At 63.8% G+C, this 25,213-nt stretch carries 28 protein-coding genes and 1 pseudogene; 11 read left to right on the plus strand and 18 right to left on the minus strand.

Going from position 1 to position 25,213, the window contains the following annotated elements:
- Positions 1 to 74: 74 nt before the first annotated feature.
- Positions 75 to 1,493, minus strand: a complete 1,419-nt coding sequence (locus J4G43_RS32930; protein ID WP_014494383.1) for a phage/plasmid primase, P4 family — start codon at positions 1,491 to 1,493, stop codon at positions 75 to 77.
- Between the two features lie 203 nt (positions 1,494 to 1,696).
- Positions 1,697 to 1,867, minus strand: a complete 171-nt coding sequence (locus J4G43_RS32935) for a hypothetical protein (protein ID WP_014494381.1) — start codon at positions 1,865 to 1,867, stop codon at positions 1,697 to 1,699.
- Positions 1,868 to 2,167: 300 nt separating this feature from the next.
- Here J4G43_RS32935 and J4G43_RS32940 point away from each other — a divergent pair.
- Positions 2,168 to 3,297, plus strand: a protein-coding gene (locus J4G43_RS32940; RefSeq protein ID WP_085967151.1) for an IS3-like element ISRj2 family transposase whose coding sequence is annotated in 2 segments (ribosomal slippage) — positions 2,168 to 2,420 and positions 2,420 to 3,297 — 1,131 coding nt in all. Because the reading frame shifts where the segments join, the coding sequence is not laid out codon by codon here.
- A gap of 283 nt (positions 3,298 to 3,580) precedes the next feature.
- Here the strand turns inward: J4G43_RS32940 and J4G43_RS32945 are convergent.
- From J4G43_RS32945 to J4G43_RS32965, 5 genes are all read right to left on the minus strand, one after another.
- Positions 3,581 to 3,952, minus strand: coding sequence for a hypothetical protein (locus tag J4G43_RS32945; protein WP_225005250.1), 372 nt, complete (start codon positions 3,950 to 3,952; stop codon positions 3,581 to 3,583).
- A gap of 499 nt (positions 3,953 to 4,451) precedes the next feature.
- On the minus strand, positions 4,452 to 4,685 hold the full coding sequence (locus J4G43_RS32950; protein WP_208087489.1) for a hypothetical protein: 234 nt from the start codon (positions 4,683 to 4,685) through the stop codon (positions 4,452 to 4,454).
- A 178-nt stretch (positions 4,686 to 4,863) separates the two neighbouring features.
- The gene (locus J4G43_RS32955) at positions 4,864 to 5,277 is read right to left on the minus strand and encodes a GFA family protein (RefSeq protein WP_208089474.1); all 414 of its coding nucleotides are present in this window, start codon (positions 5,275 to 5,277) and stop codon (positions 4,864 to 4,866) included.
- A gap of 20 nt (positions 5,278 to 5,297) precedes the next feature.
- The gene (locus tag J4G43_RS32960) at positions 5,298 to 7,130 is read right to left on the minus strand and encodes an outer membrane protein assembly factor BamB family protein (protein WP_208087490.1); all 1,833 of its coding nucleotides are present in this window, start codon (positions 7,128 to 7,130) and stop codon (positions 5,298 to 5,300) included.
- Between the two features lie 104 nt (positions 7,131 to 7,234).
- A complete protein-coding gene (locus J4G43_RS32965) occupies positions 7,235 to 7,948 on the minus strand; it encodes a class I SAM-dependent methyltransferase (RefSeq protein ID WP_208087491.1) in 714 nt (237 codons plus the stop codon).
- Positions 7,949 to 8,035: 87 nt separating this feature from the next.
- On the opposite strand from J4G43_RS32965, the gene J4G43_RS32970 reads away from it, so the two are divergent.
- Complete coding sequence (locus J4G43_RS32970) at positions 8,036 to 8,797, plus strand: dienelactone hydrolase family protein (protein ID WP_225005254.1); 762 nt, start codon at positions 8,036 to 8,038, stop codon at positions 8,795 to 8,797.
- Positions 8,798 to 9,023: 226 nt separating this feature from the next.
- Here J4G43_RS32970 and J4G43_RS32975 read toward each other — a convergent pair.
- Positions 9,024 to 10,721: pseudogene (locus J4G43_RS32975) on the minus strand (methyl-accepting chemotaxis protein).
- 218 nt (positions 10,722 to 10,939) lie between these two features.
- On the opposite strand from J4G43_RS32975, the gene J4G43_RS32980 reads away from it, so the two are divergent.
- Positions 10,940 to 11,158 carry a hypothetical protein gene (locus tag J4G43_RS32980; RefSeq protein WP_225005256.1) on the plus strand — a complete coding sequence of 73 codons (219 nt, stop codon included), beginning with the start codon at positions 10,940 to 10,942 and terminating at the stop codon, positions 11,156 to 11,158.
- 3 nt (positions 11,159 to 11,161) lie between these two features.
- Here the strand turns inward: J4G43_RS32980 and J4G43_RS32985 are convergent, their stop codons facing one another.
- Positions 11,162 to 11,326, minus strand: coding sequence for a hypothetical protein (locus tag J4G43_RS32985; RefSeq protein WP_208087493.1), 165 nt, complete (start codon positions 11,324 to 11,326; stop codon positions 11,162 to 11,164).
- A 102-nt stretch (positions 11,327 to 11,428) separates the two neighbouring features.
- On the opposite strand from J4G43_RS32985, the gene J4G43_RS32990 reads away from it, so the two are divergent.
- Positions 11,429 to 11,818: a hypothetical protein gene (locus tag J4G43_RS32990; RefSeq protein ID WP_208087494.1), complete on the plus strand. Its 390-nt coding sequence runs from the start codon at positions 11,429 to 11,431 to the stop codon at positions 11,816 to 11,818.
- 296 nt (positions 11,819 to 12,114) lie between these two features.
- Positions 12,115 to 12,369, plus strand: coding sequence for a hypothetical protein (locus J4G43_RS32995; RefSeq protein WP_028150218.1), 255 nt, complete (start codon positions 12,115 to 12,117; stop codon positions 12,367 to 12,369).
- Positions 12,370 to 12,409: 40 nt separating this feature from the next.
- Here J4G43_RS32995 and J4G43_RS33000 read toward each other — a convergent pair whose 3' ends face one another.
- The 4 genes from J4G43_RS33000 to J4G43_RS33015 all read right to left on the minus strand — a co-directional run bounded on the left by J4G43_RS33000 (position 12,410) and on the right by J4G43_RS33015 (position 14,914).
- Positions 12,410 to 12,652, minus strand: coding sequence for a DUF6719 family protein (locus tag J4G43_RS33000; RefSeq protein ID WP_038935984.1), 243 nt, complete (start codon positions 12,650 to 12,652; stop codon positions 12,410 to 12,412).
- A gap of 251 nt (positions 12,653 to 12,903) precedes the next feature.
- On the minus strand, positions 12,904 to 13,611 hold the full coding sequence (locus tag J4G43_RS33005; RefSeq protein ID WP_071917379.1) for an outer membrane protein: 708 nt from the start codon (positions 13,609 to 13,611) through the stop codon (positions 12,904 to 12,906).
- Positions 13,612 to 13,898: 287 nt separating this feature from the next.
- A complete protein-coding gene (locus J4G43_RS33010; protein ID WP_208087495.1) occupies positions 13,899 to 14,333 on the minus strand; it encodes a hypothetical protein in 435 nt (144 codons plus the stop codon).
- Between the two features lie 212 nt (positions 14,334 to 14,545).
- Positions 14,546 to 14,914 (minus strand): His-rich protein BRANT, encoded by a 369-nt coding sequence (locus J4G43_RS33015; protein WP_208087496.1) that lies wholly within the window; start codon positions 14,912 to 14,914, stop codon positions 14,546 to 14,548.
- Between the two features lie 251 nt (positions 14,915 to 15,165).
- Here J4G43_RS33015 and J4G43_RS33020 point away from each other — a divergent pair, with 251 nt between their 5' ends.
- Together J4G43_RS33020 and J4G43_RS33025 are read left to right on the plus strand one after the other, a co-directional pair.
- A complete protein-coding gene (locus J4G43_RS33020; protein ID WP_028150223.1) occupies positions 15,166 to 15,708 on the plus strand; it encodes a tetratricopeptide repeat protein in 543 nt (180 codons plus the stop codon).
- Positions 15,709 to 15,817: 109 nt separating this feature from the next.
- Positions 15,818 to 17,206 (plus strand): serine hydrolase domain-containing protein, encoded by a 1,389-nt coding sequence (locus tag J4G43_RS33025; RefSeq protein ID WP_208087497.1) that lies wholly within the window; start codon positions 15,818 to 15,820, stop codon positions 17,204 to 17,206.
- On the opposite strand, the gene J4G43_RS33030 is transcribed toward J4G43_RS33025, so the two are convergent.
- Positions 17,193 to 18,764: a S10 family peptidase gene (locus tag J4G43_RS33030; RefSeq protein WP_208087498.1), complete on the minus strand. Its 1,572-nt coding sequence runs from the start codon at positions 18,762 to 18,764 to the stop codon at positions 17,193 to 17,195. The genes J4G43_RS33025 and J4G43_RS33030 overlap by 14 nt on opposite strands.
- A 250-nt stretch (positions 18,765 to 19,014) precedes the next feature.
- Here J4G43_RS33030 and J4G43_RS33035 point away from each other — a divergent pair, with 250 nt between their 5' ends.
- On the plus strand, positions 19,015 to 19,794 hold the full coding sequence (locus tag J4G43_RS33035) for an NAD kinase (RefSeq protein ID WP_208087499.1): 780 nt from the start codon (positions 19,015 to 19,017) through the stop codon (positions 19,792 to 19,794).
- Positions 19,795 to 19,807: 13 nt separating this feature from the next.
- Here J4G43_RS33035 and J4G43_RS33040 read toward each other — a convergent pair whose 3' ends face one another.
- The 3 genes from J4G43_RS33040 to J4G43_RS33050 are packed head-to-tail and all read right to left on the minus strand — an operon-like array spanning position 19,808 to position 21,247.
- Positions 19,808 to 20,392, minus strand: coding sequence for a hypothetical protein (locus J4G43_RS33040; RefSeq protein ID WP_208087500.1), 585 nt, complete (start codon positions 20,390 to 20,392; stop codon positions 19,808 to 19,810).
- A gap of 34 nt (positions 20,393 to 20,426) precedes the next feature.
- On the minus strand, positions 20,427 to 20,681 hold the full coding sequence (locus tag J4G43_RS33045) for a helix-turn-helix domain-containing protein (RefSeq protein ID WP_049807677.1): 255 nt from the start codon (positions 20,679 to 20,681) through the stop codon (positions 20,427 to 20,429).
- 2 nt (positions 20,682 to 20,683) lie between these two features.
- Positions 20,684 to 21,247, minus strand: a complete 564-nt coding sequence (locus tag J4G43_RS33050; RefSeq protein ID WP_208087501.1) for a DUF2975 domain-containing protein — start codon at positions 21,245 to 21,247, stop codon at positions 20,684 to 20,686.
- A gap of 50 nt (positions 21,248 to 21,297) precedes the next feature.
- On the opposite strand from J4G43_RS33050, the gene J4G43_RS33055 reads away from it, so the two are divergent.
- The 3 genes from J4G43_RS33055 to J4G43_RS33065 all read left to right on the plus strand — a co-directional run bounded on the left by J4G43_RS33055 (position 21,298) and on the right by J4G43_RS33065 (position 23,691).
- On the plus strand, positions 21,298 to 22,362 hold the full coding sequence (locus J4G43_RS33055; protein ID WP_011084514.1) for an IS630-like element ISRj1 family transposase: 1,065 nt from the start codon (positions 21,298 to 21,300) through the stop codon (positions 22,360 to 22,362).
- A 177-nt stretch (positions 22,363 to 22,539) separates the two neighbouring features.
- Positions 22,540 to 23,085, plus strand: coding sequence for a response regulator (locus J4G43_RS33060; RefSeq protein WP_008549760.1), 546 nt, complete (start codon positions 22,540 to 22,542; stop codon positions 23,083 to 23,085).
- Positions 23,086 to 23,112: 27 nt separating this feature from the next.
- Positions 23,113 to 23,691 carry an Hpt domain-containing protein gene (locus J4G43_RS33065; RefSeq protein WP_166092296.1) on the plus strand — a complete coding sequence of 193 codons (579 nt, stop codon included), beginning with the start codon at positions 23,113 to 23,115 and terminating at the stop codon, positions 23,689 to 23,691.
- A 176-nt stretch (positions 23,692 to 23,867) separates the two neighbouring features.
- Here J4G43_RS33065 and J4G43_RS33070 read toward each other — a convergent pair whose 3' ends face one another.
- The gene (locus tag J4G43_RS33070) at positions 23,868 to 25,043 is read right to left on the minus strand and encodes a DUF2336 domain-containing protein (protein ID WP_208087502.1); all 1,176 of its coding nucleotides are present in this window, start codon (positions 25,041 to 25,043) and stop codon (positions 23,868 to 23,870) included.
- Between the last annotated feature and the right edge of the window lie 170 nt (positions 25,044 to 25,213).

The raw sequence follows: 25,213 nt of genomic DNA on the forward strand, positions 1-25,213 counted from the left end.
GGTGACGACTTTTACCATTTTACTTTGCTACGCGCTCGCGTAGGGCCGATTATGGAAAAAGTGATCACTTTTCATCACTCATTACCCTGGCTGTCGTGGTGATTTTCGCGCTCGGCTTTCGTAAGCTGAACGCCGAAATGCATTACTCCACGCTTCGTTGATTTTTTAGCGAAGCCACGATTTTCCAGCGCCTTTCCCAGGGCAATGCGGCTGCCGGGCTTCTCGCCTGCTGCCTCGGCGTATTTCGTCCACGACTCGAACAAATCTGCCTGAAACTCCGACAGACTCCGACTGCCATCGTCGACGCGACACATATCGCGCAGCCACTGCCCAAAGACATCTTGCTCTGCGAAATACGCTTCGGTCGCTTCCACGATTGACGTCGGCCGCACCAGTCCGTTTTGCTGCCAATCAAGACAACCATCAATCATCCATCGCAAAATTCCGGACGCCTCATCGCGAAGCTTGGACTCGAGCTGGCGATCAGGTTTTTCGGGCTTCTGAATGAACGGAATGATGTTGAACCGTCGACGGGCTGCGTCGTCGACATTCTGGAGCCGCGGCTGGTGATTGCCGACGATACACAGCTTGAACAGTGGCATGAAGGTGAAAAAGTTTTGGCGCATGAACCGCGCCGTGATCGGATCGCCGCCGGTCAACGACTTGATGCGGCTTTCCGCCCAGTTCTTACCAGCCTCAGTTTCGCTGGCGGTCACCAGGCGCGCGCCGCGAAGCATGGCAAGATCGGTCGGATGACGATCGCCGCGGGACTCAACGAACGTATCCATTGATGACGTAGTCGCGTAATCCAGCATGATGTGCGACACGGTGTTGAGGAAAACCGACTTGCCGTTTCCGCCGGGACCGTAAGCAAAAACAAGCGCGTGCTCGCGCGTGTCGCCGGTCAGCGAATAGCCGCACCATTGTTGCAGAAAGCGGATCATCTCCCGGTCGCCGCCCGTCGCCTGGTCAAGGAACGCGAGCCACCGCGGACAGTCGGCCCTATCGGACGGAGCAATGGAAGTCACCTTGGTGATGCAGTCGGCAGGATCCGCTGCGCGCAGCTTGCCAGTGCGCAGGTCAACTGTACCGTCCGGCGTTCCCAGAAGGAACGGGTCGATGTCCCAAGCACGGTAGGATCTGGCTAGCATAGGTTCGTTCTTCGCAAAGTTCTCTACGCCACTTGCGAACGACCTCTTCCTGATACTTGCAAGCACCTTCGCACTCGTGCAGGTCTTAGACATCTCGCGCGCCATCACCCGCGCGTAATGGGAGGCGATCCCCGTTTCGTCCTTGCACCAATGCGATCCGGTCCATTCAAACCATGCGCCAGCCGTGTGGCAATAGCGTAGTTGGTTCCGGTAACTGTTGGCGAACACCTTAGCGACCGCGTCCTCGGTCGGCTGTACACCTGCATCTGGCTCACGCCGATTGTCGTTTGCACCGAACCCGGCGTTAATAACATTGTCGTTAGATATGGCAGTGCTGTGCATCGTGCAGTCGCCCCTATAGACTGAGTTAGCTTGTGTTGACACGTTGGCATTCGCCCATGATCAGAGTTGCAATTGACTTCACCATGTCGCGGTTGAACGATGCACCCTGGGCGAAGGCCCGATAGTCGCCATCGTTTGCGCGAAGGATGCGAACACCGAAGAGTGCGAGGCCGGGCAGAACCTCAACGTCGGCTCGGGCAAGATCAGCGCCTAGTCGCGCGTGTGTAGCGACTATCCTCATCAAAATAGTCATCTCCCATCTGAAACATTTTCGTCAGTTCGCGGTCGGTCTGGACGGGGTCGTAGTAAAGGTTGTAAGAACCAGGGATCTTGATCGGCTTGGTGTCGCGGTGGAAGTTTAGTTGCGGCGTCATCCTCACCTCCATGTCTGTGAGTACTAGTGCGAGTTTTGGGACGGGACACTAAAAGCGCGACGAACAAAATATGTGTGGGATTGCTCCTTCGGAACGATGCTCTCGGCTAGAGGCCGATCGAGCTAAGCGGCGCCCCTCAGGCGACGCTTATTCTCAAACAGGTTTGAAAAAGCCAGCCGCCCTCAGTTCGGACTCTTCCACATGACGAGGATAGAGCTGGCCCCGCAAATTCGGACAGTAGCTTGAGTGGATTTTCTGCCTGACAGCGGCGAGGATTCTTGCTGCGAATCAGGAGCGAAGATGACGAAGAAGAGCCGCCGGACGCATTCTCCGGCATTCAAGGCGAAGGTTGCTTTGGCTGCGGTCAAAGGCGACAAGACACTGGCGGAGCTGGCGCAACTGTTTGATGTTCATCCGAACCAGATCACGATCTGGAAAAACCAGCTCCTGGAAGGCGCCGCCGGCGTGTTTGGGCATGACAAGACATCGGCCGAGACGCCGGTCGATTTGAAGGCGTTACATGCCAAGATCGGCGAGCTGGCGTTGGAAAACGATTTTTTGTCCGGCGCGCTCACCAAGGCGGGCCTGCTGAGCGCAAAGCGATGATCGACCGCGATCATGATCTTTCTATCGTGCGCCAGGCGAAGGTCCTGAAGCTGGCTCGCAGCACGGTCTACTATGAACCTCGGCCAGTTTCGGCCGAGGACCTTGCCTTGATGCGTCGGCTCGATGAGCTGCATCTCGATTATCCCTTCGCGGGAGCGCGTATGCTGCGATCGTTGCTGCGGCGGGAGGGCGTATACGCCGGTCGCCGCCACATCGCGACGCTGATGAAGCGCATGCGGATCGAGGCGGTCTATCGTCGCCCGAACACGAGCAAGCCGGCTCCGGGTCACAAGATCTACCCGTACCTGTTGCGCGGATTGAAGATCGAGCGGCCCGACCATGCGTGGGCAATGGACATCACCTACATTCCGATGCGGCGTGGCTTCGTCTATCTCGCGGCGGTCGTCGATGTGTTCAGCCGACGGGTCCTGGCCCATCGCGTCTCGATCACAATGGAGGCGGCCTTCTGCGTCGAAGCGGTCCAGGAGGCGTTGGCGAAGCACGGCAGGCCCGAGATTTTCAACACGGATCAGGGCAGCCAGTTCACCAGCCTCGAGTTCACCGATGTGCTGCTGGACGCGAAGATCGCCATCAGCATGGACGGCAAGGGCGCCTGGCGCGACAACGTGTTTGTCGAGCGGCTCTGGCGCACGGTCAAATACGAAGAAGTATATCTCCGCGCCTACGACAGCGTGTCCGAGGCGCGAGCGTCAATTGCCAAGTATCTGGCCTTCTACAATCAGGGACGCCCTCACTCGAGCCTTGACGGGCGCACGCCCGACGAGGCTTACTTCGGCACGCAAGCTATGGTGATGGCCGCATGACCGTCGCCGACGGTTTTGTCGTCGCTCTGGTCGGGCTACGCCCTCCCGACGCAACGACAAAACCGTAAAGCCCCGCGTTCAGCATAACCCGGCAGGAATCCACTTAAATCCAGCGGGGCGCTGTCCAAACAACCGGGGCCAGCTCTCTGTATCGTAATAATCAGGCACGGGTCATGTCCCCGCCGCAGGGGAATGGGCAGCTGCAAGCGAGATCGCATACGTCTATCGGATCGGTTGACCGATACCTGCCCCCAAGAAACGGGGGTCCTAACGCCGCCGGTTATCAGGGGCTAGCGCTATCGCCTAGAGCCGCGTCCGAATGTAGTCTGACCGGTTGCTCGAAAAGAAGTGCCACTTGATCTGGTTCGCCAAGAATCGCTGCGGCACAACCCAACATGGTCAATGCCCCGGCAACATCCCATAGCGTTACATTTTCTAATGTCGCATTTCCCGACTTTGCCCAAGCCAAGACCGCAGTGATCATCGCGTCTGAGAAAAATAGAATACTGAGCGCTGGTAAGACGAGCTGGGAATCCAGCAGGAGTATCATCAAGAATGCAGGAGCTGCGACCAGTATGCTGAACACCGCGCATGTGCAAAATGCTTGCCGCCAAGAAGCATTCCTGTTTGTCCAACTTGCACGAGAAAGGATCATTTGATCCTCCTGCATAGGAGCATTTTTTAGCGCCACTCACCTGCTGAACTACTCTGGTCTAGCTGATCGTTTTCCGACGTCTCCCCATCAATGTTTTGTCCTATGCCGCTGACTCTCAATTAACGTAAGAATGCCAGCGGTCACCACGGCAATAACGACGACGGCTGCCAGCGCCTCGACAGAGGCCAAGGTCCCGTACCACTTGTTCCAAAGCTCAATCACGTGCTGGCTTCTCGCGAGAGTGCACCCACGATCGACAAGATCTGCTCTCCAAGAAGAACGAACTGGGCGATCAAAAAAGCAATGCTACTCATCGTCGCGCGGTTTTTCACCGCGCGGCAAGGTGACTTATGTGGCAATCTAAGCTGAGCTTCATTGCGGAACCGGAACTAAGAACCTAGCGTTCCCACAGCTCAACATCAGCGCGCGGATAGCCACGAACCACAGCCCCACGAGCGCGAGCACGGCGCCGATGACATAGCTCCGCATGCGTCCCTCCCTATTTGCAGAAACGGTGCGCGAGCGCGATCGACAGCCGGCCATGGCCGCGGCTTCGCGCAAGCTTCTCGGCTGCGGCCTCATTGCCGCCAGCCTCGGCCAGCAGGACCCGCGCGCCGGCACAGAACGCCGGCAGATCCGCGCACTGGAAGCCGGTGCCCATGGCGACGTAACGCGCGCCGCCGAAACAGGCGTATGGATCGAGATCGGCGGCAGGCGCCGGCGCGGCCGACAATGCGCCCCCCGAAGGCGGCCGCGAGCGTGAGCCGCTTCAACCGAGCACCACAAACAGCAGTGCCGCAGTGAACGGGAACGCGCACCACATGCCCAGCGCTGTGGTCAAGCTTCGTAGATCGCCTCGAAGGTCGGGGGTCCAATCCCCTCAGCCGGCACCAGCGCTTGAGGTGGAAACCTCAGCTTGCATTCTTTGGCGCACCGCTTTGCTGAAAGTGCTCCGCACCACTGATTTCGACCCAGCCATGTTTCGACTGCTCGAAAACCGATCTTAGCGGAGCCGGGAAATTCGGATCCGCCATCGCGCCGACGGCGACGCCGATCATCCCTGGCAGATTGTCCGCCTTCCAGTAGACCGTCGAACCGCAATGGGTGCAAAAATAGCTGCGGACGTTGCCGCCGCTCGCGGCCTTGCGAACGTATTCGCTTGGGGTCCCCGAGATCGTGACGGCCTCAGCCGCGTAGAAGGCGCCGACGCCGAAGGGCGCACCGGTTCGGCGCTGGCAGTCCATGCAGTGACAAGCAACGACCGCGCGGGATGGCCCCGCGAGCGACAATGCAACGGCGCCACAACTGCATCGGGCATCGATCATCGCGCCTCCGAACGTCGCGCTCACTCCGTCCCCACCTCGAACGCCAGCAGCACGTTGCCGGCGACGCCGCTCCATTGGCCGTAGCCGGAATTGGTGTAGAGCATGCCGCCGGCGATGACCGGTCCGGGACCGTCGATCGCGCCGCCATGGGCGGGGACGCCGTTGACGGCCTTGTAATCCTGCGCGGTGTCGAACTCCCAGAGCAGCTTGCCGTCGCTGGCATAGGCCCGCAGGAAGCCGCTGACGCCGCCGGAGAACACGACGCCGGGGATCAGGCTCACCGCCGCCGAAAGCGCGGGGCTGCATTGGAGTCGATCGCCACAGGCGACCGGAGGCACCTCCATCACGACTGTCCCGCTGGCGAGGTCGAGCCCGAACAGGCCGCCGCCTTGCGTGGAGTCGAGACGCCTGGTGCCGTCACGCAGGAAACGCACGTCGGAGTTCGCCACATAGATGCGATCCTGATCGGCGGCCGAGCCCCATTCGCTGCCGCCGAGCGCACCGCCCTTCCCGATCCGCGTCTGCCACAGGATCTTGCCGCCGTCGTCGGGATCGAGCGCGTGCACGACGCCGGATTTCTGTGCGATGGCAAGAACGCGCCTGCCGTCGCGCAGAGTTACCAGGATCGGCGACTGGCCGAAATCGTGGTCGGGTCCGTGATCCTCGGGACAATTGGTCTTGTCCACGCCGTAGCATGCCACGACATAAGCGTCCTTCGGCGTGGCCTGCTGGCTCCAGAGCAGCTTTCCGGTCGCAAGGTCGAAGGCGAGAATCGCGTCACTCGTCGCGGATGGCGGATTCGAATAGGAATTGCTGGTCGCGACATAGATCGCGCCGCGCCTCACATCGATCGTCGGCGCCGACCAGATCGCGGCACCGGACGGGCCGAACAGCTGCACGCCCTTCGCGTTCTTGTCGGTCGGATGCGGCACTTCTGGGATCGTATAGGCTTGCCAGACCGGCTTGCCGGTCGCGGCCTCCAGCGCCACCACGCTGCCGCGGAAGGTGCAGCATTCGTAAGAGGCTTGCGAGCCGGCGGCTTCCTCGAGCGAGGACACCGGCACGTAGAGCATGCCGGAATGCAGCACCGGCGCGCCGGTGATGCGCGCGGCCGGATGCTCGTCGACCTTCGTCTTCCAGATCAACGCCCCCGTCAGCGCGTTCACGGCATAGGCGTTGGCACGCAAATCACCGAAGAAGATCGCGAACTGATCGGAGCCGGGAAGCGGTGCGACCGTGATCGCGGCGCGCACCGCCGCATCGATCGCGAACGTCCACAGCGTGCAGCCGGTTCCCGCGTCGAGCGCATGTACCTTGCGGTCGGTGCCGCCGATGAACAGCAGGCCGCCCATGATCGTCGGCGGCGCAAAGGACACCGAGGCGCCGGGAAACGCGTAGGCCCATTTCAGCCGCAGGCGCGGCACCTGCGCCGCGGTCAGCCCCGCCATGTCGGCCGGCTGGAAGCGGCTGTTGTTGAGATCGACGCCCCACCCGTTCCAGCGTGGACCGTCGAGCGGTTGCGGAAAGCCGCTGATCTGCTGCGTGCAGCGGCCCTGCCCGTCAGACGCACTGTTGATTGCGGCCTTGCCTGTGACGAAAGCAGCAATCGCGCGACGCTCGTCGTCGCTGCGCTCCTTCGCCATCGCGGCCATGCTGCCGGAGGTCAGCGTCCCCAGCACGTGATCGAACGACATCGCCTGCATGGCGCCGCGCGCGGGCGCGCGGCTCTGGGCATCGCCGGCATCGTGACATTGCGCGCAATGCGCTGTGTAGAGCGCGGCGCCGTCCTGCTGCGCCAGTGCCGGCGTGGAGCACCAGATCAACAGAGCCGCTACGGCAAAACTCGGCCTCATGGCGTTCTCCGGCATCGTCGACACGCGACCCAAAGATCGCGTCACACAACCTGAAGTGTATCGCCATTGCGATCGCGGACGCAATGGAGTTCCGCCTGCGTCCGTCACGTCGCCGTGGCCATGCGGATACGATCGGGCAGTTCATCCAGACGCCATAGGGCAAGGCTCTTGTCGCGCCAGCCGCCGCTGCCCTCCTCGCAACGCTCGTTGATCAGCGCACGCGGCGACGGCCAGTTGAATGGTGCCTTCTCCATGTTCAGCGCGCGCCAATCGCCATCCGCGCAATCGCGATTTGCATCCCATTCTGGAAATGTCGTGACCAGCAGGAAGCCCGCGCCGCTTTCGGCAAAGCGGGCCACGGCGCGGGCGATGTTGTCGAAGCTCAAATGAACCAGGCAGTCCCGGCACAGAATGACATCCGCGCGCGGCAGCGCATCGCGCGTGATGTCGGCAACGAGAAACCGGCCGGACAATTCGCCGCCGGCCACACGCCGCCGATTGGTCTCGATCAGCGACGGGACGATGTCGATGCCGGTGTAGTCGAGGTCGAGCTTGATGCGGCCGATCCAGCCGGCATCGCCGCAGGGCGCATCGAGCAGCGAGCGCGCGTCGAGCCGTTGCAGCAGAGGAGGAAGCTCCTCCCGGATCGCGGCGGTCGCCGGGTCCTCCGAGCCGAGGCCCGAGACTGATGTGGCCGCGCCCCACAGGTTGGTCCGCTCGATCCGCTCGAACCGCGCGGCGAGATCGAGGCCGTCAAAGCTCTCGCGGTCCGCAACGAAGCGCTCATGGGCGAGCACGGGTGGACGATTGGGGATCATCGGGCGGGACTCGTGTCAAGATTCCGTCGCAAGCACACTATACAGCCGACGCGTCGCCTCCGAAATCTCCCTGGCGCGAGTTCGCTGATGATTACCCGACGAACGGCCATGACCGGCATCGCCGCGCTGCTGACGTCTATCCCTGCACACGGTGCACCAGGCGAACAGTTCAGCGTCACCTCCGGCAATGACAGCCTGCCCGTATCACGTTACGCGGCGACGGTGGCCGGGAAGCGCCCTGCCGTGATCGTGCTGCACGGGTCCCGCGGCATCGAGCTTAGGCTCCGCGCCTACGAGCGATATGCCGATGCGCTGTCCGCCAAGGGCATCGACGTCTATTTTCTCCGCTATATGACACCGGCCGATAAGGCCGCGCTGACGCCGAAGTCCAGCACGCATGAGAGCCGCGATGCCTATGACACGACGCGGTTCGACGATTGGGCCAACACGGTCTCCGCCACCGTGACGGCCATCCTGGGCCGGTCCGACAGTTCCGGGCGCATCGGCCTGCTCGGCTTCTCGCTGGGCGGCTACGTCGCCGCCGACACCGCCGCGCGGGACACGCGTATCACCGCGCTCGCGGTGCTCTATGGCGGCATGCCCGACGCTATGGCCGCCAAGGTCAAGCACCTGCCGCCCCTGATCGCATTGCATGGCGAGGCGGACAGGAACGTGCCGGTCGCGAAGGGACGGCAACTGGTCGAGCTCGGCAAGTCGGTCGGCGCCGAGGCCGAATTCGTGCCCTATCCAGGCAAAGCCCACGGCTTTGATTTCTCCGGCACCGACCCGATGACATCCGATGCGATCGATCGCGTCACACGGTTCTTCCAGCCAAGGCTCGCCGCCTGATCGAGGCGGGTCACGAAGATGGCTCCTGACCGCAGATTGGATCAGAGTTCAACATCAGGTAGCCTGCGCATCCGATGCGCTCGACTACCAGCAAAGAGAAGGCCAAAATCGTTGCCGGCGCCGTGACGGCCGTCGTCATGACGGCCATGCTGTTGGTGTTCGCGCTCGGCCTCTTGCTTCCGCATTAGGCGCGGCGAGCGCGGCGGACGAGTGCCGCCGCACACACTTACGCCGCGCGCACGGTCCGCAAGAATTTTCCGACTTCGTCCTTCAGCCGGTTGCTGTCGGTCGCCAGCATCTTGGCGGTCGAAAGCACCTGCGAGGACGCCGAACCGGTCTCGGCCGCGCCGCGCTGCACGTCGGTGATGTTGGTGGAGACCTGCTGGGTGCCGTGAGCGGCCTGCTGCACGTTGCGTGAGATCTCCTGGGTCGCGGCGCCCTGCTCCTCGACGGCCGCGGCAATGGTGGACGACACCTCCGATAGCCGCTCGATCGTCGCGGAGATGTCGCGGATCGCGTTGACGGATTCCTGGGTCGCGGTCTGGATTCCGGAAATCTGCTGGCTGATCTCGCCGGTCGCCTTCGCGGTCTGCTCGGCCAGCGTCTTCACCTCGGAGGCGACGACCGCGAAGCCGCGGCCGGCCTCGCCGGCGCGTGCCGCCTCGATCGTGGCGTTCAGCGCCAGCAGGTTGGTCTGGCCGGCAATGGTGTTGATCAGCTCGACGACATCGCCGATCCGCGTCGCCGCGATCGAGAGCTCGCTGACCCGCTCGGTCGTGGTGCGCGCCTGGGTGACGGCTTCGCCCGCCATCCGCGCGGATTCCTGCACCTGCCGGCTGATCTCGTTGACCGAGGACGACAGCTCCTCTGTGGCGGTCGCCACCGACTGCACGTTGCCGGTGGCTTCACCCGAAGCGACCGCGACCACCGAGGTCAGCTCCTGCGCGCGGTGCGCGGTGGTGGCCAGCGTCGAGGACGACGCTTCGAGCTCGGTGGACGCCGAGCCCACCGTCTCGATGATCTCGCCGACCGCGCGTTCGAAGCCGTCGGCCAGGTTGACCATGTCACGGCGGCGCTGCTCGGCAGCCTGCTTCTCGATCTCGAGCTGCGCAGCCTTGAGGCGTTCGACCTCGAGCGCGTTGGTCTTGAAGACTTCGACGGTCCTGGCCATGTCGCCGATCTCGTCGCTCCGCTCCTTCTCGGGCACCTCGGTCTTGAGATCGTTGCGGGCGAGACCCTCCATGGCGAGCTTGAGCCGGGCGATCGGCCGGGACATCGCATTGAGGCCGATGAACAGCGCGATTGCGATGCCGACGATCAGGCCGCCGGCGCTGACGCCGATCACGGTCCAGGTCGCGGATCTGGCGTCGCGGTTGATGGCTTCCTTGCGGTTGCTGACCGCCTGTGCGGACTCGGTCACGAACTGGACGATGCGTGCGAGGGCCGCGTCCAGCACCGGATCGCACTCCTTGTGCGCACGTTCGGCGGCCTTGGCATTCTCCTCCACGCTGCTTGCCTGCGCGCCGGCCTGGAGTACCGGATCGCAGCTGGCGAACGCGGCCTTCAGCTGGTCCCCGATGCTCTTGACCTGGCTGGCGCGCGACGGGTCGTCCTGCACGGCCGCATCGAGGTACTGACTGATTTCGGTGCGGTTCTGGTTCGCGATCTTGAGACGGCCAGCGTTGCCCGCCTCCGTCGCTTCGGTGAAGACCGCATAGAGCGCGGCATGATAGGTCTCCGCGCGGCGCTGGGCCCGCGTCAGGTTGAGCGCCGAGGATTGCGCGGCGGAGAGTTCGGTAAATCCGTCGACAGTCGCCGAAAGTTCACGCGCGGCGAAGCCGGCGACGGCGAGCACGCGCATCCCATCACCGCCACGATTAGTGCGACCTTCCACCACGATTTTCAGATTGTTCAAAAAGCTCATAACAGCCGCCCCAATGCTTCTGCCGACGCATAATCCCAGCAACGGGCATTGGAACCGGCGGACGTTAAGATTTGATGCCAAATCCCCCGAGTAGTCTTACGGAAAAATAACTATTCGGGGGGTCGGCGTACGCCTCGTGTAAGCTTCTGCCTGTTTTGGGGGCGTGATCCGGACATGACCGGCCGGAACCGGTCGCCGGCGTCAGTCGTTGTCGGCCCATGCGGATCAAGGAAGAAAACCGAAACATGTTTCTGCTGGCGACGGTGACGCTGTGCTGTGTCGCCGTGGCCGGCACCGTTGCGCTGTTCAAGCTGGCACCAGGGCCGGCTCCGGCAACGCAGGTCGCCGAACGCGCGGCGATCGACGTTACGGCTCCGACACCAGTCCGGGTGGTGGGGGCGCCGTTCGAGCCCAACATTAACCCGCGCGAGCGATAGCGCTCACGTCGGCGATGCCTCTGCGCCTGCCTCGGGCCGGCCTTGGGCCCGCGCCAATTCCTCCACGAACGCGATCACCTCCGCCCGCCTGTCGGGCGGCAGCGACAAGAACGCACGGACGAGCCTCAGGCCCTGCGCTTCGTCCGACTGGTCTGGTTTGACGTCCATTCCTCACTGTCGGGCGGGCGGGAAAAATATGCAATCCCCCGCCGGACACCTCCTTGATTCGGCCGGCCAGCTTTGCTGGAATAGCTCCAACAGAGGTGGACCATGAAGTGGATCAGCGAGCGCGACGCACTGATCGCGCAGACAATGGCCTTCGTCCAATCGGTAACCGGCAAGAAGGGTGACTTCCATCCGCCGGAGAGACCGACGGCTGCACCGGACGTGCCGGTGGGGAGCGTCACCGTCGAGACCGTGGCGGTCGAGACATTGGCGGTCGAGATCAATCCGCCGCCAGTCCCGCTCGCCCCAGCCGTCATGATCCCGCCAGCACGGACAGGCGGCGATTTCCGCTCCGAGATGCAGGCCCGCATCGCCAATTTCCGCAAGCATCAGGAGCGATTCGAGCGTGAACGGGAGGAGTATTGCGCGGCGACCCTGACCAGGCTCCGCGCGGCCATTCGCGACCCCTCCCTCCGTCCGCCAGCCGAAAACTAGGGCCGACGGTCGATCGGACACCTACAGCCAGGACCAGACCAACCAGAGATTGGCCGCACAGGCGCTGAGCAATCCCAGCGTCAGTGGCAACAGCATGTGCCCGCAGCAGGTCTTGAGGTCGGTCGTCATGGCCGAAAACATCCGCTGATTCCGGCAAATGAGTCCCAGGGATTCTTTTTTTGGGGATTCAGGACTCGTTAAAGACTCAGGGCCCGCGGCCCCGATCACGCCCCCGTGATCGCCCCGGAACCCCTTGCCCCATGAAGCCGTTAACGCGCTTTCCGGGAGCGGGAAGAATGCCCTACGCCCTGTTCTGCAACGACGCCCAAATCAGCAAGGCCTATCCCAGCGAGGCCGACGTCTGGCAGCTCGCGCAGCAAAGCGGCCTCGTCGTGGATGTCAGCACCGACGACCAGCGCCACGGGCCGCGCCGGGTCCTGGACAATGATTACGAGATCAAGCCCTGCCGGGCCGCCCAGGGCGAGGACCCCGCCAGGAACAAGGCCGAGGCCGAGCAGCAGTCGAGGATGGAGCTTGAGCTGAATTCCTGAGGTTCGGCCGCAAGCCCAGGGTATCTCAGCAAGGGATCTCTCAGGGGGTCGCGGTCGCCAGCGAGGCCTGCTCGCCCGCCAGCACCACGCACGCCTTGCGACGGTGCAGCCCGCGGATCGCGCCCGTTACCTTCAGCACCTTGCCGGATGGGCAGGAAGCGTCCTTGACGAAGGCCACCTCATAGGGTGCCAGCATCAGAGGCTCGGATTTGAGGATTGTCTGTGCAGCGCACGGCAGGGAGATGAAGCACGAGAGCACTACTGCCGACACAAAGATACGCATGTCCGTCGTCCCACCAGCCCGGTAATTCTCATACAACGCCTTCCGGAGCGCGAGTTCCGTAGGCGGCAAAAATTATTTTTGCTTTACGCCAGTCCCATGACGCGCGTGAGAACGCGCGCGCCAGACCGTTTGCTTGCAAATGACGCGCCAGATGGTTCACGCAAAGCAAACAACAGGCAGGCAAACAAGGGCCTGGCAAACGAAAGGCCGGCGTGAGCCGGCCCTTGTCAGGTCGTGGTCGCTGTTGAGCGTCAGTAGCGCGAGGCCGCCGGTCCACCCCAGCCGAAGCGGTAGTTCACACCGACCTTGACGGTATGCTCGTCCTCCCGGCCCCGGACGCCGACGACGTCGGCCGGACCGGAGGTGAACGTCGTGCTGCCAAAGTTGTAGTACTGGTACTCGGCCTTGGCCGACCAGCTCGGTGCGAACATGTATTCGAGGCCGGCACCGACAGTATAGCCGTCCTTGTTGTTGCCAGTGGCGGTGAAGGGCTGCGCCACGCCGGCGACGTTGACGCCGAGGCCGCCATTACGCCAGGCGTAACCGCCCTTGGCATAGACCAGCGCCGGTCCCCAGGTGTAGCCGATGCGGCCGGTCACCGACCCGAGCTGGTCGGTGTTGGACGTCACCTGCGTCCCCAGCGGGAACGTGACACCGTTGTTGTTGGTCGGCAGCCAGGAGTACTGGGCCTCGATGCCCACCACCCAATTGGGCGCGAACTGGTAGTCGAAGCCGCCCTGCACGCCGCCCAGGAAGCGGGCGTCGCTCGACTGGAAGCTGCTGTCACCGGCGAACGCGCCGCCGACATGGCCGCCGATGTAGAAACCGGTCCAGTTGTAGATCACCTGCGGCGGCGTATAGGCGGGCGCCTTGGTATAGGTGCGCGGCTGCATGTCGGCCGCGGCGGCCGGTGCAGCCAGCGCCAGCAGAGCGACGGCGCCCAGCAAAATCGTCTTCATGATCATCCCCGTTCTTTCAAATTCGACACTCAGGAAACAACGTGGCGTGAATTAGGTTGCTTCGCGGCGATGCCGGAACGTTGATCGTCTGTAACTGTGACGGGTTGGCAACAACGCGATTTTGTTCCGTCACACCTGCTTGCACCGACTGTTTTCGTCGTCTGCGCAAGGCGGGCTGTAACGATCTGTCGCAAGGCAAACCAGCCCCGTTCAAAGCTCGCCAAATTGTGATCCAGCGGCTCCGGCGGCCCCTGTCCTAGCACCTGCCGATGAAGGCCGGCTTTGCGCTACCGCGCCATCTTTTCCAGTTCCGGAAAGGGTGCGTAAACCGCACCGGCGCAGAGCTCGCCGGCGCGATCGACGATGCGGTCGCCCCGCCCGTTGACGAACACGGCGGCCCGTTCGCGCATGCCCTTGTAGCTGCCGTCGGTCTCGCGTGGCGTGAAGTGCAGGCAGGCGACGTAGAACTGCCGTCCGCCGATCTCGCGGAGCACCGGATCGGCCATGGTGGCCTCGCGCACGCCGACGGGATTGTTGAGGTAGGCGCGCACCAAGGCCAGCGTGTCACTGCGAAAATTGTCGGGAAACGGCTGCGGCCCTCCCGCCTGGGTCCCCTCCATCAGGGATGGACGATCACCGTCGCTGCCGAAACATGCCGCGAGCGCCAGCGGCAAGACCAGAACCAACGCCAAGATCACCGCACGCTTCGCCAATCGCCCCACAGGCCACGCTCTCCGCTCGATCAGACTCGGAGGATGTTCTAGCTCCAAGGTTGCACGAAGGGAATTCGCTCCTGCTCGTAGGCTGCGCAAATAACGCACCGCCCCGCCGCCGGCGCCTGCGCTTTCGCGCTGACGCCGAGACGACGGGCCGGGCCTGAATTCCGCACGCGGCAGCGGGCAATGCCAGGGATGCCGCCGCGCCGGATCAGTCGTTAGCTGCGCTTGTCGATGGCCGCCGGCTTGGTCACGTCAGGCTGCGCCTTCAGCGACTTCTTGGCCGACAGATGCTTGTGGTGGTGACGATGCGTGCGCACGGCCTTGTGCTCATCGGGCGTGACCGCGGCATTGGCGTTCATCGCCTTCGACTTGGTATCCACCTTGGCGTCCGCCTTGACGTCGGCGGCCTTCGTGTCGGCCTTGACGCCGGCCTCGGGTTTCACGGTGGTGGTCGACACCTTGGTCTGGCTCTGGTCCGCCTTGATCACCGGCGTGGTCGTGGTGGTCTTGCCGGCTTCAGCGGCGAAGGCCGGGGCTGCGATTACGGAAGCGGCGAGCAAGGCTGCGGAAATGGTCTTCAACATGGTTGGTCTCCTCTTGGAAGGATCTTGAGGCGGCGCCCTCTCGCCTACTCTTCGATCGTGGGTGGGAGCCTAGGCGGCGCGCGCTGAACCCAGTCTGAAGTCCCTTGCAGGCTTCTGTTCATCTCGATGACAAGTTTGTCATCTGCGGAGGGGCGAATAGATCGCGCGAAGCGGGAATGTTTTTGCCCTCTGGGTGTTCCGGTCTTTGGGCAATCGTGTAGGATCGCCACGTTCCATACGGGAGAAGATAGATGCGCAAACTTTCCATGCTTCTGGTACCGGGGCTTGTCTCGATGGCGTTGGCCGCCGGACCGATGCTGACCAGCGCCTACGCCGCGGGCAGCGACGAGCCCTCGCCGCCGCCGAAGTCGGACAGCTCGGCCAAGAAGGGGAAGAAGAAGAGCTCCTCCATCAGCGATCCCAAATTCCTCGCGGCCTATCGCACCGCCTACACCACGATCTACGACGGTCACGACTACACGAGCGCGATCGGCCAGCTGAAGTCGCTCGAGCGCGACGACGTCGCCGACGTCGCCAATTTGATCGGCTACTCCTATCGCAAGCTCGGCGACTACCAGTCATCCAAGGTCTATTACGAGATCGCGCTGAAGGACGATCCGAACCACGTCCGCACCTGGCAGTATTACGGCCTCTGGCAGCTCGAGCAGGGCAACCGCGAACAGGCGCAGTACCACCTGAACAAGATCGCCTCGCTCGCCGGCACTGACAGCTCCGAGTATCGCTCGCTCGCCGCGGCGCTCGACAAGCCGACCGGCGCGACGCTCGTCTACTGAGACATCGCATCCTCGAACGAAACGAACGGGCACAACCTCGGGGTTGTGCCCGTTCCGCTTTCTCGGTTAGCCTCTCGCATCAAGTGCTCCCCTCGCAAATTGGTGCGCAATGGATACGTGGCTGCGATCCGCGATCGACTACATCGGCTCCTGGATCGAATTCCAACAGACGACATTCCAGCAGCCCGGCGTCATCGTCGCATTTGCCCATCGCGGCGAAATCGTCGCCGAGCACGCCTTTGGTCTTGCCAATCTCGACACCGGCGAAAAACTCACCCCGCGCCACCGCTGCCGTATCGCCTCGCATTCGAAGAGCTTCACTTCCGCCGGCATCATGAAGCTGCGCGACCAGCGCAAGCTGCGGCTCGACGACACGGTCGGCCAACATGTCGGCGGCCTGCATCCGCGCGTCGCCGAGACGACGATTGCGCAGGTGCTCTCGCACAGCGCGGGGCTGACGCGCGATGGCGCCGATTCCGGGCAGTTCATCGACAACCGTCCCTATCTCAACGCCAGGGAGTTGCTCGCGGAATTGAAGCTGCCGACCGCGATCGAGCCGGGGACGCGCTTCAAATACTCCAACCACGGCTTTGGCCTGCTCGGCCTCGTCATCGAAGCCGTGTCGAAGGAGCCCTACGCCGCCTGGATCAAGCGCGAGATCATCGAGCCCGCAGGCCTGCGCGAGACTGAGCCGGATGCGCCGCTTCCCAAGGGCGCATCGTTCGCGCGCGGCCACACGCGAAAGGTGCCCTTGGGCGAGCGTTGCGTGATCCCCGGCGACAATCCGACGCACGCGATGGCGTCCGCTACGGGCTTCGCCGCCACCGCCGGCGATACGGCCCGCTTCTTCGCGCAGCTTGCGCCCAACGCCAGGAAGAGCGTGCTCTCAGTCGCAAGCCGCCGCGAAATGACCCGGCATCACTGGCGCATCCCGCAGAGTTTCGAGGCCTATTACGGCCTTGGCATCAACGCCGGCAAAACCGACGGCTGGGACTGGTTCGGCCATGGCGGCCATTTTCAGGGTTACATCTCCCGGACCTGCTCCATCCCCGCTTGCGAGCTCGCGATCAGTATCCTCAGCAACTCCATCGACGGCGCGGCGCCGTTCTGGATGGACGGCGCGATGCAGATCCTGCGCGTGTTCAGGACTCGCGGCGCCCCCGACCGCCGCGTGCGCGACTGGAACGGCCGCTGGTGGACGATCTGGGGCGCAACCGATCTCGTCCCCGCGGGCAACCGCGTGCTGGTCGCCAATCCGCAGTTCATCAATCCGTTCATGGATGCCGCCGAGATCGAGGTCACCGGCCGCGACACCGGCAAGCTCGCCTGGGCTGCCGGCTATTCCAGCCACGGCGAGCCGGTGCGCCGCGTCCGTGACGCGCGCGGCAAGGTCAGCGACATCTGGATCGCCGGCGCCAATATCAAGCCGGAGCGTGTCGTGGCGCGCGAGATCGCGCGGAGATATCCGCCGCGCAAGCGGCGGCCTACTCTCGGATGAGAGCCTCGACCTCGCTCCGAAACGCCTGCCGCGAGCCGTCGCGCGAATAGAACATGTGGCCGCCGGGATAGACGACGAACTTGACCCGCTGCGTGGCGAACGCCGGAAGCTGGTCGAGCACCCGCTTCGATCCGAAATAGGGCGTGGCGAGATCGAATAGGCCGTGCGCGACCAGCACGTTCAGCTTTCCGTCGGTGGCAAGGATCTGGCGCAGCTCCGACACCGACTGGGGCGGGTTGATGCCGCGGCCGAAATCCCAATTGCCCTCGACGGCGCCGTTGAGGACTTCATAGGAGCCATCCGGCCGCCAGTTGAGCTTGCGCGTGAGAACATCGACCGCCGCACTCGTCAGCGGCGCCTGGAGCGCATCGCCCGAGGGATCGCCGAACCGGGAGCTGCTCGAATCCGGATAGGGATCGAAGCCTCGCACCGAGGCGTCGTAGCGCCCTGTCACCTTGCCGTTCTTGCGGTCGAACTCGCGGCGGAATTCACCGACGTCGAAACGGCCGGCGAGCCGGCGGCTCACGGCCTGGTCGATCCCGGTGAGCTCGGCAACCTTGTCGGCAAGGCGATTGGTGGCCTCCTTGTCCGCCTCGCCCTTGACGAGGTCGGCCAGGAACTCGCCCCGCGCGTAAGCCTCGACGTCGGCGAGATCGGCGCGCTTGACCGGCCCCTTGGCTTCGCGCGCCACCGCGACATAGCTCGGCAGCGTCGCGACATATTGCAGGAGGCTGGTGCCGGTGAACTCGCGGAAGTCCAGGAGCGGCGACACCAGGATCAATCCCCTGACGCCGACGCCATGCTGGAGCTGCAACTGGCGCACGACCTTCGGCCCGCGAATGCCGCCATAGCTTTCGCCGCCGACATATTTCGGCGAGGTCAGCCGGTCGTGCTTCTCCAGCCAGCGGCGGATCACGAGCGCGATCGAATTGACGTCGCCGTCGACTGAGTAGAAGGACTTGCGCGCGTCCTCGCCGCTGGCAACGAAACGGCTGTAGCCAGTGCCGACGGGATCGATGAAGACGAGATCGGTGAAGTCGAGCCACGTCTCCGCGTTCGGCTTCACATCGGGTGAGGCGGACGGCGACAGGGCTTCGCCATCGAGCGGCAGCCGCCACGGACCCGCAGCGCCGAACTGGAGCCATGCCGAGGACGCACCGGGACCGCCGTTGAACAGGAACGTCACGGGGCGCGTCGCGCGGTCGGCACCATCGAGCTCATAGGACGTATAGGCGATGTCGGCGAGCGGCTCACCCTTGCCGTCGAACACGCGGATCGAGCCGGCAGTCGCGGTAAAGTCGAGTGCACGGCCCGGCAGATCGAGCGTCTGCTTGGTGGTCGAATCCGACGGAAGGCGATGCGGCTCGGCGGCGGACGATGAACCCTGTGACGCGCCTGGCGTGTTGCCGCCGCGCCCACCACCCTTCTGTCCCGCTGGGGCCGCCGTCTCGGCGCGCGGCTGCGGCGGATCGTCCGCGCGGGCAAATCCCGCGAGCGCGAAAGTCGACACCGCCAGTACCAGGGTCGCGCGGCGGAGCGCCGGCAAACGCATGACCATGATCGTTCTCCTTGTCCGGCTGCGAGAGCCGGCGAGCATCGCAAGGCTAGCGAGAAATTGCGACAGTTTGGGGGATAGCTGGCCCGGCGGCGCCTGAAGAAGCCGGGCGAGCACAAATCGACCCGGATTTGCCCTGAATCGGGATGGACGCTGTTTGCCTTGAACAGCGGTCCTTCTCGACAATGGAGGCCCAGGTCGTATAGACGAGCCCGGCGGAACTTTCTCCAGCCAGCGGCCCTGCCCGGAAGCCATGACCAAGCCAGCGCGATACAACCGGATCGCCTTTGTCGCGAGCCCAAGCAGCGAGGCGCAAACCGCCTTCGGCCAGCTCACTCGGGACTATGGCAATTGCGACCCGAACGACGCCGATGTCGTGGTCGCGCTCGGCGGCGACGGACTGATGCTCCAGACGCTGCACCAGAACATGCACTCGGGCAAACCGATCTATGGCATGCACCGCGGCACCGTCGGCTTCCTGATGAACGAGTACTCGACGGTCGACCTTCGCGACCGTCTCGAGGCGGCGCAGGAATCCGAGATCAACCCGCTCCTGATGCGCGCGACCGACGTGAACGACCGCGTCCACCTGCATCACGCCATCAACGAGGTCGCCCTGTTCCGGCAGACCTACCAGGCCGCGCGCCTGCGTATCCTGATCGACGAGCGCGAGCGCATGGCTGAGCTGATCGCCGACGGCATCATGGTGGCGACGCCCGCCGGCTCCACCGCCTACAATCTGTCCGCGCAGGGACCGATCCTGCCGATCAACGCCGCGCTGCTGGCGCTGACGCCGATCAGCGCCTTCCGCCCGCGCCGCTGGCGCGGCGCGCTCCTGCCCAATACGGCTTACGTCGTGATCGAGGTGCTGGAGGGCGACAAGCGGCCGGTGGCGGCGGTGGCCGACCATGACGAGGTGCGCGACGTCCGCCGCGTCGAGGTGCTGTCCGACAAGACCATCTCGATGCGCATGCTGTTCGATCCCGGCCACAGCCTGGAAGAGCGCATCCTGCGCGAGCAGTTCGGCTATTGAGCGCCGGCGCGGATCACTGGCCGCAAGGCTGAATCGATTCCAGGCCGCCCGCCATGGCGGGATCACCGAGCAGATCGAAATCCCTGACGACGGGAACGAAGCTCTTCGTCTCCGACGTCATCAGATAGATCGTGACAAGCAGCGATCCCTGCGGCGCCGCGTTCGCACGACAGAATTCCTTGGCTGCCACGCCGAGCCCCATCGACCCGCGTTTGCCTTGCTTCCCCTGCTCGACCATCGACGCACGCAGCGCTTCGAAGCGTGCAGCATCGCCCGGCGACAAGCGATAGGCGTAGGTCGAGGAGCCCAGCGGCGGCGCAGGCAGGCCGGCGCGATCTCGCGCGTCGCTCATCTCCATCATGGCGAAGCTCGTCTTGGTCTCGGCCTCGCCGGCCACTTTGGTGACGACGTCGAGCTTGACGCCGCCCGAACGTGGCCGCAGCGCGTCAGGCAACTGCACGGCGACGCGCAGCATCGACAGATCCGTCGTCCTGGCATCGATGCGGGCAAGCGGCGGGATCGATGTCAGCGGCACCGAGCTGCAACCGGCAGGCATGAGCGCAGCCGCGCTCGCAAGAACACGCGCCAGGCGGTTCATCGCAGGCATCTCCAATCTGGACTTGAAGGATTGGCTAGGCCGATTTCCGGCCGGCCCCGCGCGGCTCCAGCGCGTCGTCCGCGCTGTCAGGGACATATTCCAGGATATCACCGGGCTGGCAGTCGAGCACGGCGCAGATCCGCTCGAGCGTGTCGAAGCGGATGCCGCGCACCTTGCCCGACTTCAGCAGGGAGACGTTCGCCTCCGTGAGCTCGATGCGCGCGGCAAGCTCGCGCGACCTGATCTTGCGCCTGGCGAGCATGACGTCGAGGTTGACGATGATCGGCATGGTCAGATGATCTCACTGTTCTCGTGCCACATGCGAACGGCATCGGCCATCACGGTCGCGAAGGCGACGAGCGCGAGGCCACTCAGCACCGACAGCACATGCGACTGCTCGATGCCGAACATGACCACGAGCTGGCCCGGCTGGTTGGCCCGCGTCAGGTTGATCGTGGTGAGCATCTGCACCAGCGGCGACATCAGCGCGTTGGCGATCAGCGCGAGGCCCATCCGGCGGATGCGCCAGGCGTTGTCGGTCACGAAGACCTCGCCGCGCGCGAAGCGGGAGAACAACATCGAGAGCTGCAACAAGGCGTAGAGAACAGGCGCAAGTCCGATCAGGCTGATCAGGGCGCCGGCGAGGCGCGTACTGAAATTGAGCGTGAAGGGCCGCGCCCCCAGCGGGGACTGGGTCGCGATCCAGTGCCGGAGCATCTCGTCGCTCGACCAGAGCAGCGGCACCGCAAGCACAGCGCCGGCGACGCACAGGAGCGCGCCGACGGCCACGATCCGTCCGATGCGCCGCAACCGCGGCTCGACCGGCGCAGGAAAAGGAAACGCGACGACGCTCATCGGACTAGTACCCACTTTTCTTGGAACGTGAGTCGTGATTCAAGGTCGGGATGATACCCGAAGCAAGAGAAGTCCACCTTTCGAGGAAAGATCGCAAGGTGCTTGAGGCGTGCTGTCGCTCACCGGTGACGTTGCAGCGCGATTTGAAGCGGGCGCGGATAGTTCTGTTGGCGGCGGATGGGCGCAGCACCCGGTCGATCGCCAAGGAAGTTGGGGTCCAGCCGCGGATTGTCAGCCTTTGGCGGCATCGCTATGCCGACCATGGCCTTGAAGGGCTGCAAGACAAGCCGCGGCCTGGCAAGCAGCCGATCTATACGAAGACGACCGACAAGCGGATTCTGAAGCTGCTGGATAAGCCGCCACCGCAAGGGTTTGCGCGCTGGACCGGCCCCCTGCTGGCCGAGGCGCTGGGCGATGTCGATGTCCAATATGTCTGGCGGTTCCTGCGCAGCCACAAGATTGACCTGGTGGCTCGCAAGTCCTGGTGCGAGAGCAACGACCCGAACTTTACGGCCAAAGCCGCCGATGTTGTCGGCCTCTATGTCGCGCCGCCGGCGAAGGCCATTGTGCTGTGCGTGGACGAGAAGCCCTCGATCCAGGCTTTGGAGCGAGCGCAGGGTTATCTGAAGTTGCCCAATGGCCGCGCCTTAACCGGCCAAAGCCACGATTACAAGCGGCATGGCACCACAACATTGTTTGCGGCGCTCGAAGTCGCCACCGGAAAGATCATCGCGACCCATTCAAAACGCCGGCGCCGCGTCGAGTTTCTCGATTTCATGAACAGCGTCACCGCGACTTTTCCGAACCGCAAGCTTCACGTCATCCTCGACAACCTCAACACCCATAAAAAGAACGAGGACTGGCTCAAGGCCCACCCCAACGTGCAATTTCATTTCACGCCGACAAGTGCGTCATGGCTCAATCAGGTCGAAGTATGGTTTTCCATCTTGCAGGGGCAGTCGCTCAGCGGCACCTCCTTCACGAGCCTCAAGCAGCTTCAGGAACACATCGATGCCTACGTCAACGCATACAACGACAGAGCCGAGCCCTTCGTCTGGACCAAGAAAAAGGTCCGTCAACGCCGTTTCAAAGGCCGCCGTATCACTCAGCTCTGATTCCGGGTACTAGCTCCCATTTAATTGTATATTTTTATCGTCTTACAATAAAAAATGGCAGAATTACGATATTAACCCCTTCCCTCGTCACTTACTCCGCGAAATGCCGGCAGCAACCCTTCCTTAACCCCCGCCGCGATATGGTTAACGAAAGTTGACCGCTCCGGCCCAGGCGTCATGTTCCGCATCGATTTCAACAAGCTGCGCTTCCTCGTCTGCGACGACAATCCGCACATGCGCCGCATCCTGCGGACGCTGCTGCACTCCTTCGGCGCGCGCGAGGTTTACGAGGCCGAGGACGGCGCCACCGCGCTGGAAATGTACAGCCATTACGTGCCCGACATCGTCATCACCGACTGGGCGATGCCGATCTTCGACGGGCTCGAGCTCGCGCAGATGATCCGGCAGCCGGAATCCAAGGGCAATCCCTACGCGCCGATCATCATGCTGACCGGTCATTCCGAGAAACGCCGCGTCACGGTCGCGCGCGATGCCGGCGTCACCGAATTCCTGGCCAAGCCGATCTCCGCCAAGGGCCTCTACCAGCGCATCCTCAACGTCGTCGCCAATCCCCGGCCCTTCATCAAGACCAAGACCTATTTCGGTCCGGACCGACGCCGCAACACCAACTCCGCCTATATGGGCCCCGAGCGCCGCGTCGGCGAAAAGCACGAGGTGCTCCAGCAACCCTCGCTGCTCGACAAGGCTCGTTCCTCCATCTAGCGCAACGTTTCGATCGGGGCAGACATCATGGCGAAGAACGGCGCAAAGGACATCGAGGTCACGGCCTTCGCCACGCACCAAGTGATCACGCAGCCCAATCCGCTGCGCAAGGTTCTGCGCCGTGTCGAAGAAAAGGACCTGGACGATCCGGTCGCCCGCGCCGAGCAGGCGCTCGCGGGCCTCTCCAGTGAGTTCAAGGACTGGATGACGACCGAGGTCAATCGTCTGTCGGCCGCTTACGTCGCTGTTCGCCATGAGGGCTTCACCAAGGAGCGGCGCGACGAGCTGTTCCGCGCCGCGCATGACATCAAGGGCGACGCTGCGACGTTCGGCTATCCGGCGGCGGCGGGAGTTGCGGAGAGCCTGTGCCGCGTCATCGAGCACGCGCCCGATCTCGACAAGGTGCCGGCCGAGCTGTTCACGCACCACATCAACGCCATCCTCGCCATCGTGCATGAAAACACCAAGCTCGACAGCATCAGCGTCTCGGCCGAGCTCAGCCGCCGCCTGCGCAAGGTCGCCGACGACTACCTCGCCCACGCCAACCGCGACCGCCCCGAGCATCTCGAGGTGATTTTGGCACCGAGCATCGTGCCGGCGGAGTAGCGGCTCCCGCTCTCTCCTCTCGTTATTGCGAGCGCAAGTGTCGTAGGGTGGGCAAAGTGACTCGTCCGCCGTAGCTCGAAGAGCGAAGGCGGAAGCGTGCCCACCTACTAATATAAGCCGTGCGGATCAATGGTGGGCACGGCGCTACGCGCCTTTGCCCACCCTACGGCGTCTCGCTACGCCGCGATCAGGTCGTCATAGATCGGATCGAGCGCGTCATCCGCGACGAGCTCGTCGCAGAACAACCTTGCCTCTTCGCGCGCGGATTCCGTGGCGAAGCGGCGGAGCAGGACCATCAGCGGTTCGGTCGCGCCGCGGTCGGTCTCGCAATGGGTGAGCACGCGCTCGACCATGCGCCGGCGCAGCCGCGCCGCGCCATCATCGGTATCGACAAAACCTTGCTCGTGGCAGGCATCGAGTGCGACCTGGAACGCCGCGAAGGTCGCCTCGGGAAGTCCGGCGCGGCGGAGCAGCGCGTGCAGGCTGTTGCCGCCACGGTCGTGCAGCAGCGCACAGACGCGTGCCAGCGGCAGGTCGGCGAGTTCGGCGAGTGCCGCGTCGAACAGATCGAGATTGCTCGACAGCAGCGCGCGCAGGATGAGGCCGGCGGTGAGCTGGCCCGTGATGCGCAGGTGGCGCACGAGGCCCTGCATGTCCTCGCCGCGCGAGCGCGCTGCGATGTTCATGGTCGAGCGGTCGCGCGCCTCGACCGTGATGCGCTCGGCACGATCGGCGCTCAGCCAGTTCCGCGCCACCACGAATTGTGCAAGGGTCTCGGAGAGCTTGGCCACCAGAGCGGCGCGCGTCGCGGCCGGCAGATCCTCAAGCACCAGCATCGCCTCGCGGATCGCGGCGAGATGGCCGTGGCGCTCGACGATGCGATTCCAGGAGAACGGCGCGAGCTCGGCGTGGGGATTTTCGATCAGCTCGAGGGCTGCCGCCGCGCAGCCGACTTCGGCGATGGCGGCGCAGACCGACACCGGCAACGCGATGCGGCGGGCGACCGCGCATTGCACCTCGTCATTGCCGGTTGCGACGATGTCGACGAGATCGGCGTCGATCAGCAGCGGCGAATGTTCGAGCACGGGCAGCGCGACGGTCGGCTGGTCCGCCGACAGCGCCCGCACGATCGACGCCGGCGCATCCGTGCTGCGCGCAAAGGCCTCGGCCATCGCCTGCCGCACCAGCGGCGAGGGATCGTCGAGCAGCATCAGGAGCGCGCCTTCGGCCGCGATACGGTCGTCATGGGAAAGGTCTGAGATCAGCCAGGCCCGGGCCAATGCCCGCGTCGCCTCGGCCCGCTCGCCGGCGGGCGCCGTCCTGATCCAATTGATGAACTGCCGAACAATCATGCTGCTTCCGGCTTACACAACAAACGAAAACGGTGACGGCTTGTCACCTGCAACACAAAATAAACCACGACGCTTAACAAAGCGTTCACCATAACTGGCTGGTTTTATTGACGTTTTGTTAAGGGAACAAAGGCGCCTGCCACGCGTCCGGGACACGAGAGCGGGTTATT

Source organism: Bradyrhizobium barranii subsp. barranii (assembly GCF_017565645.3).
Taxonomy (GTDB): Bacteria; Pseudomonadota; Alphaproteobacteria; order Rhizobiales; family Xanthobacteraceae; genus Bradyrhizobium; species Bradyrhizobium barranii.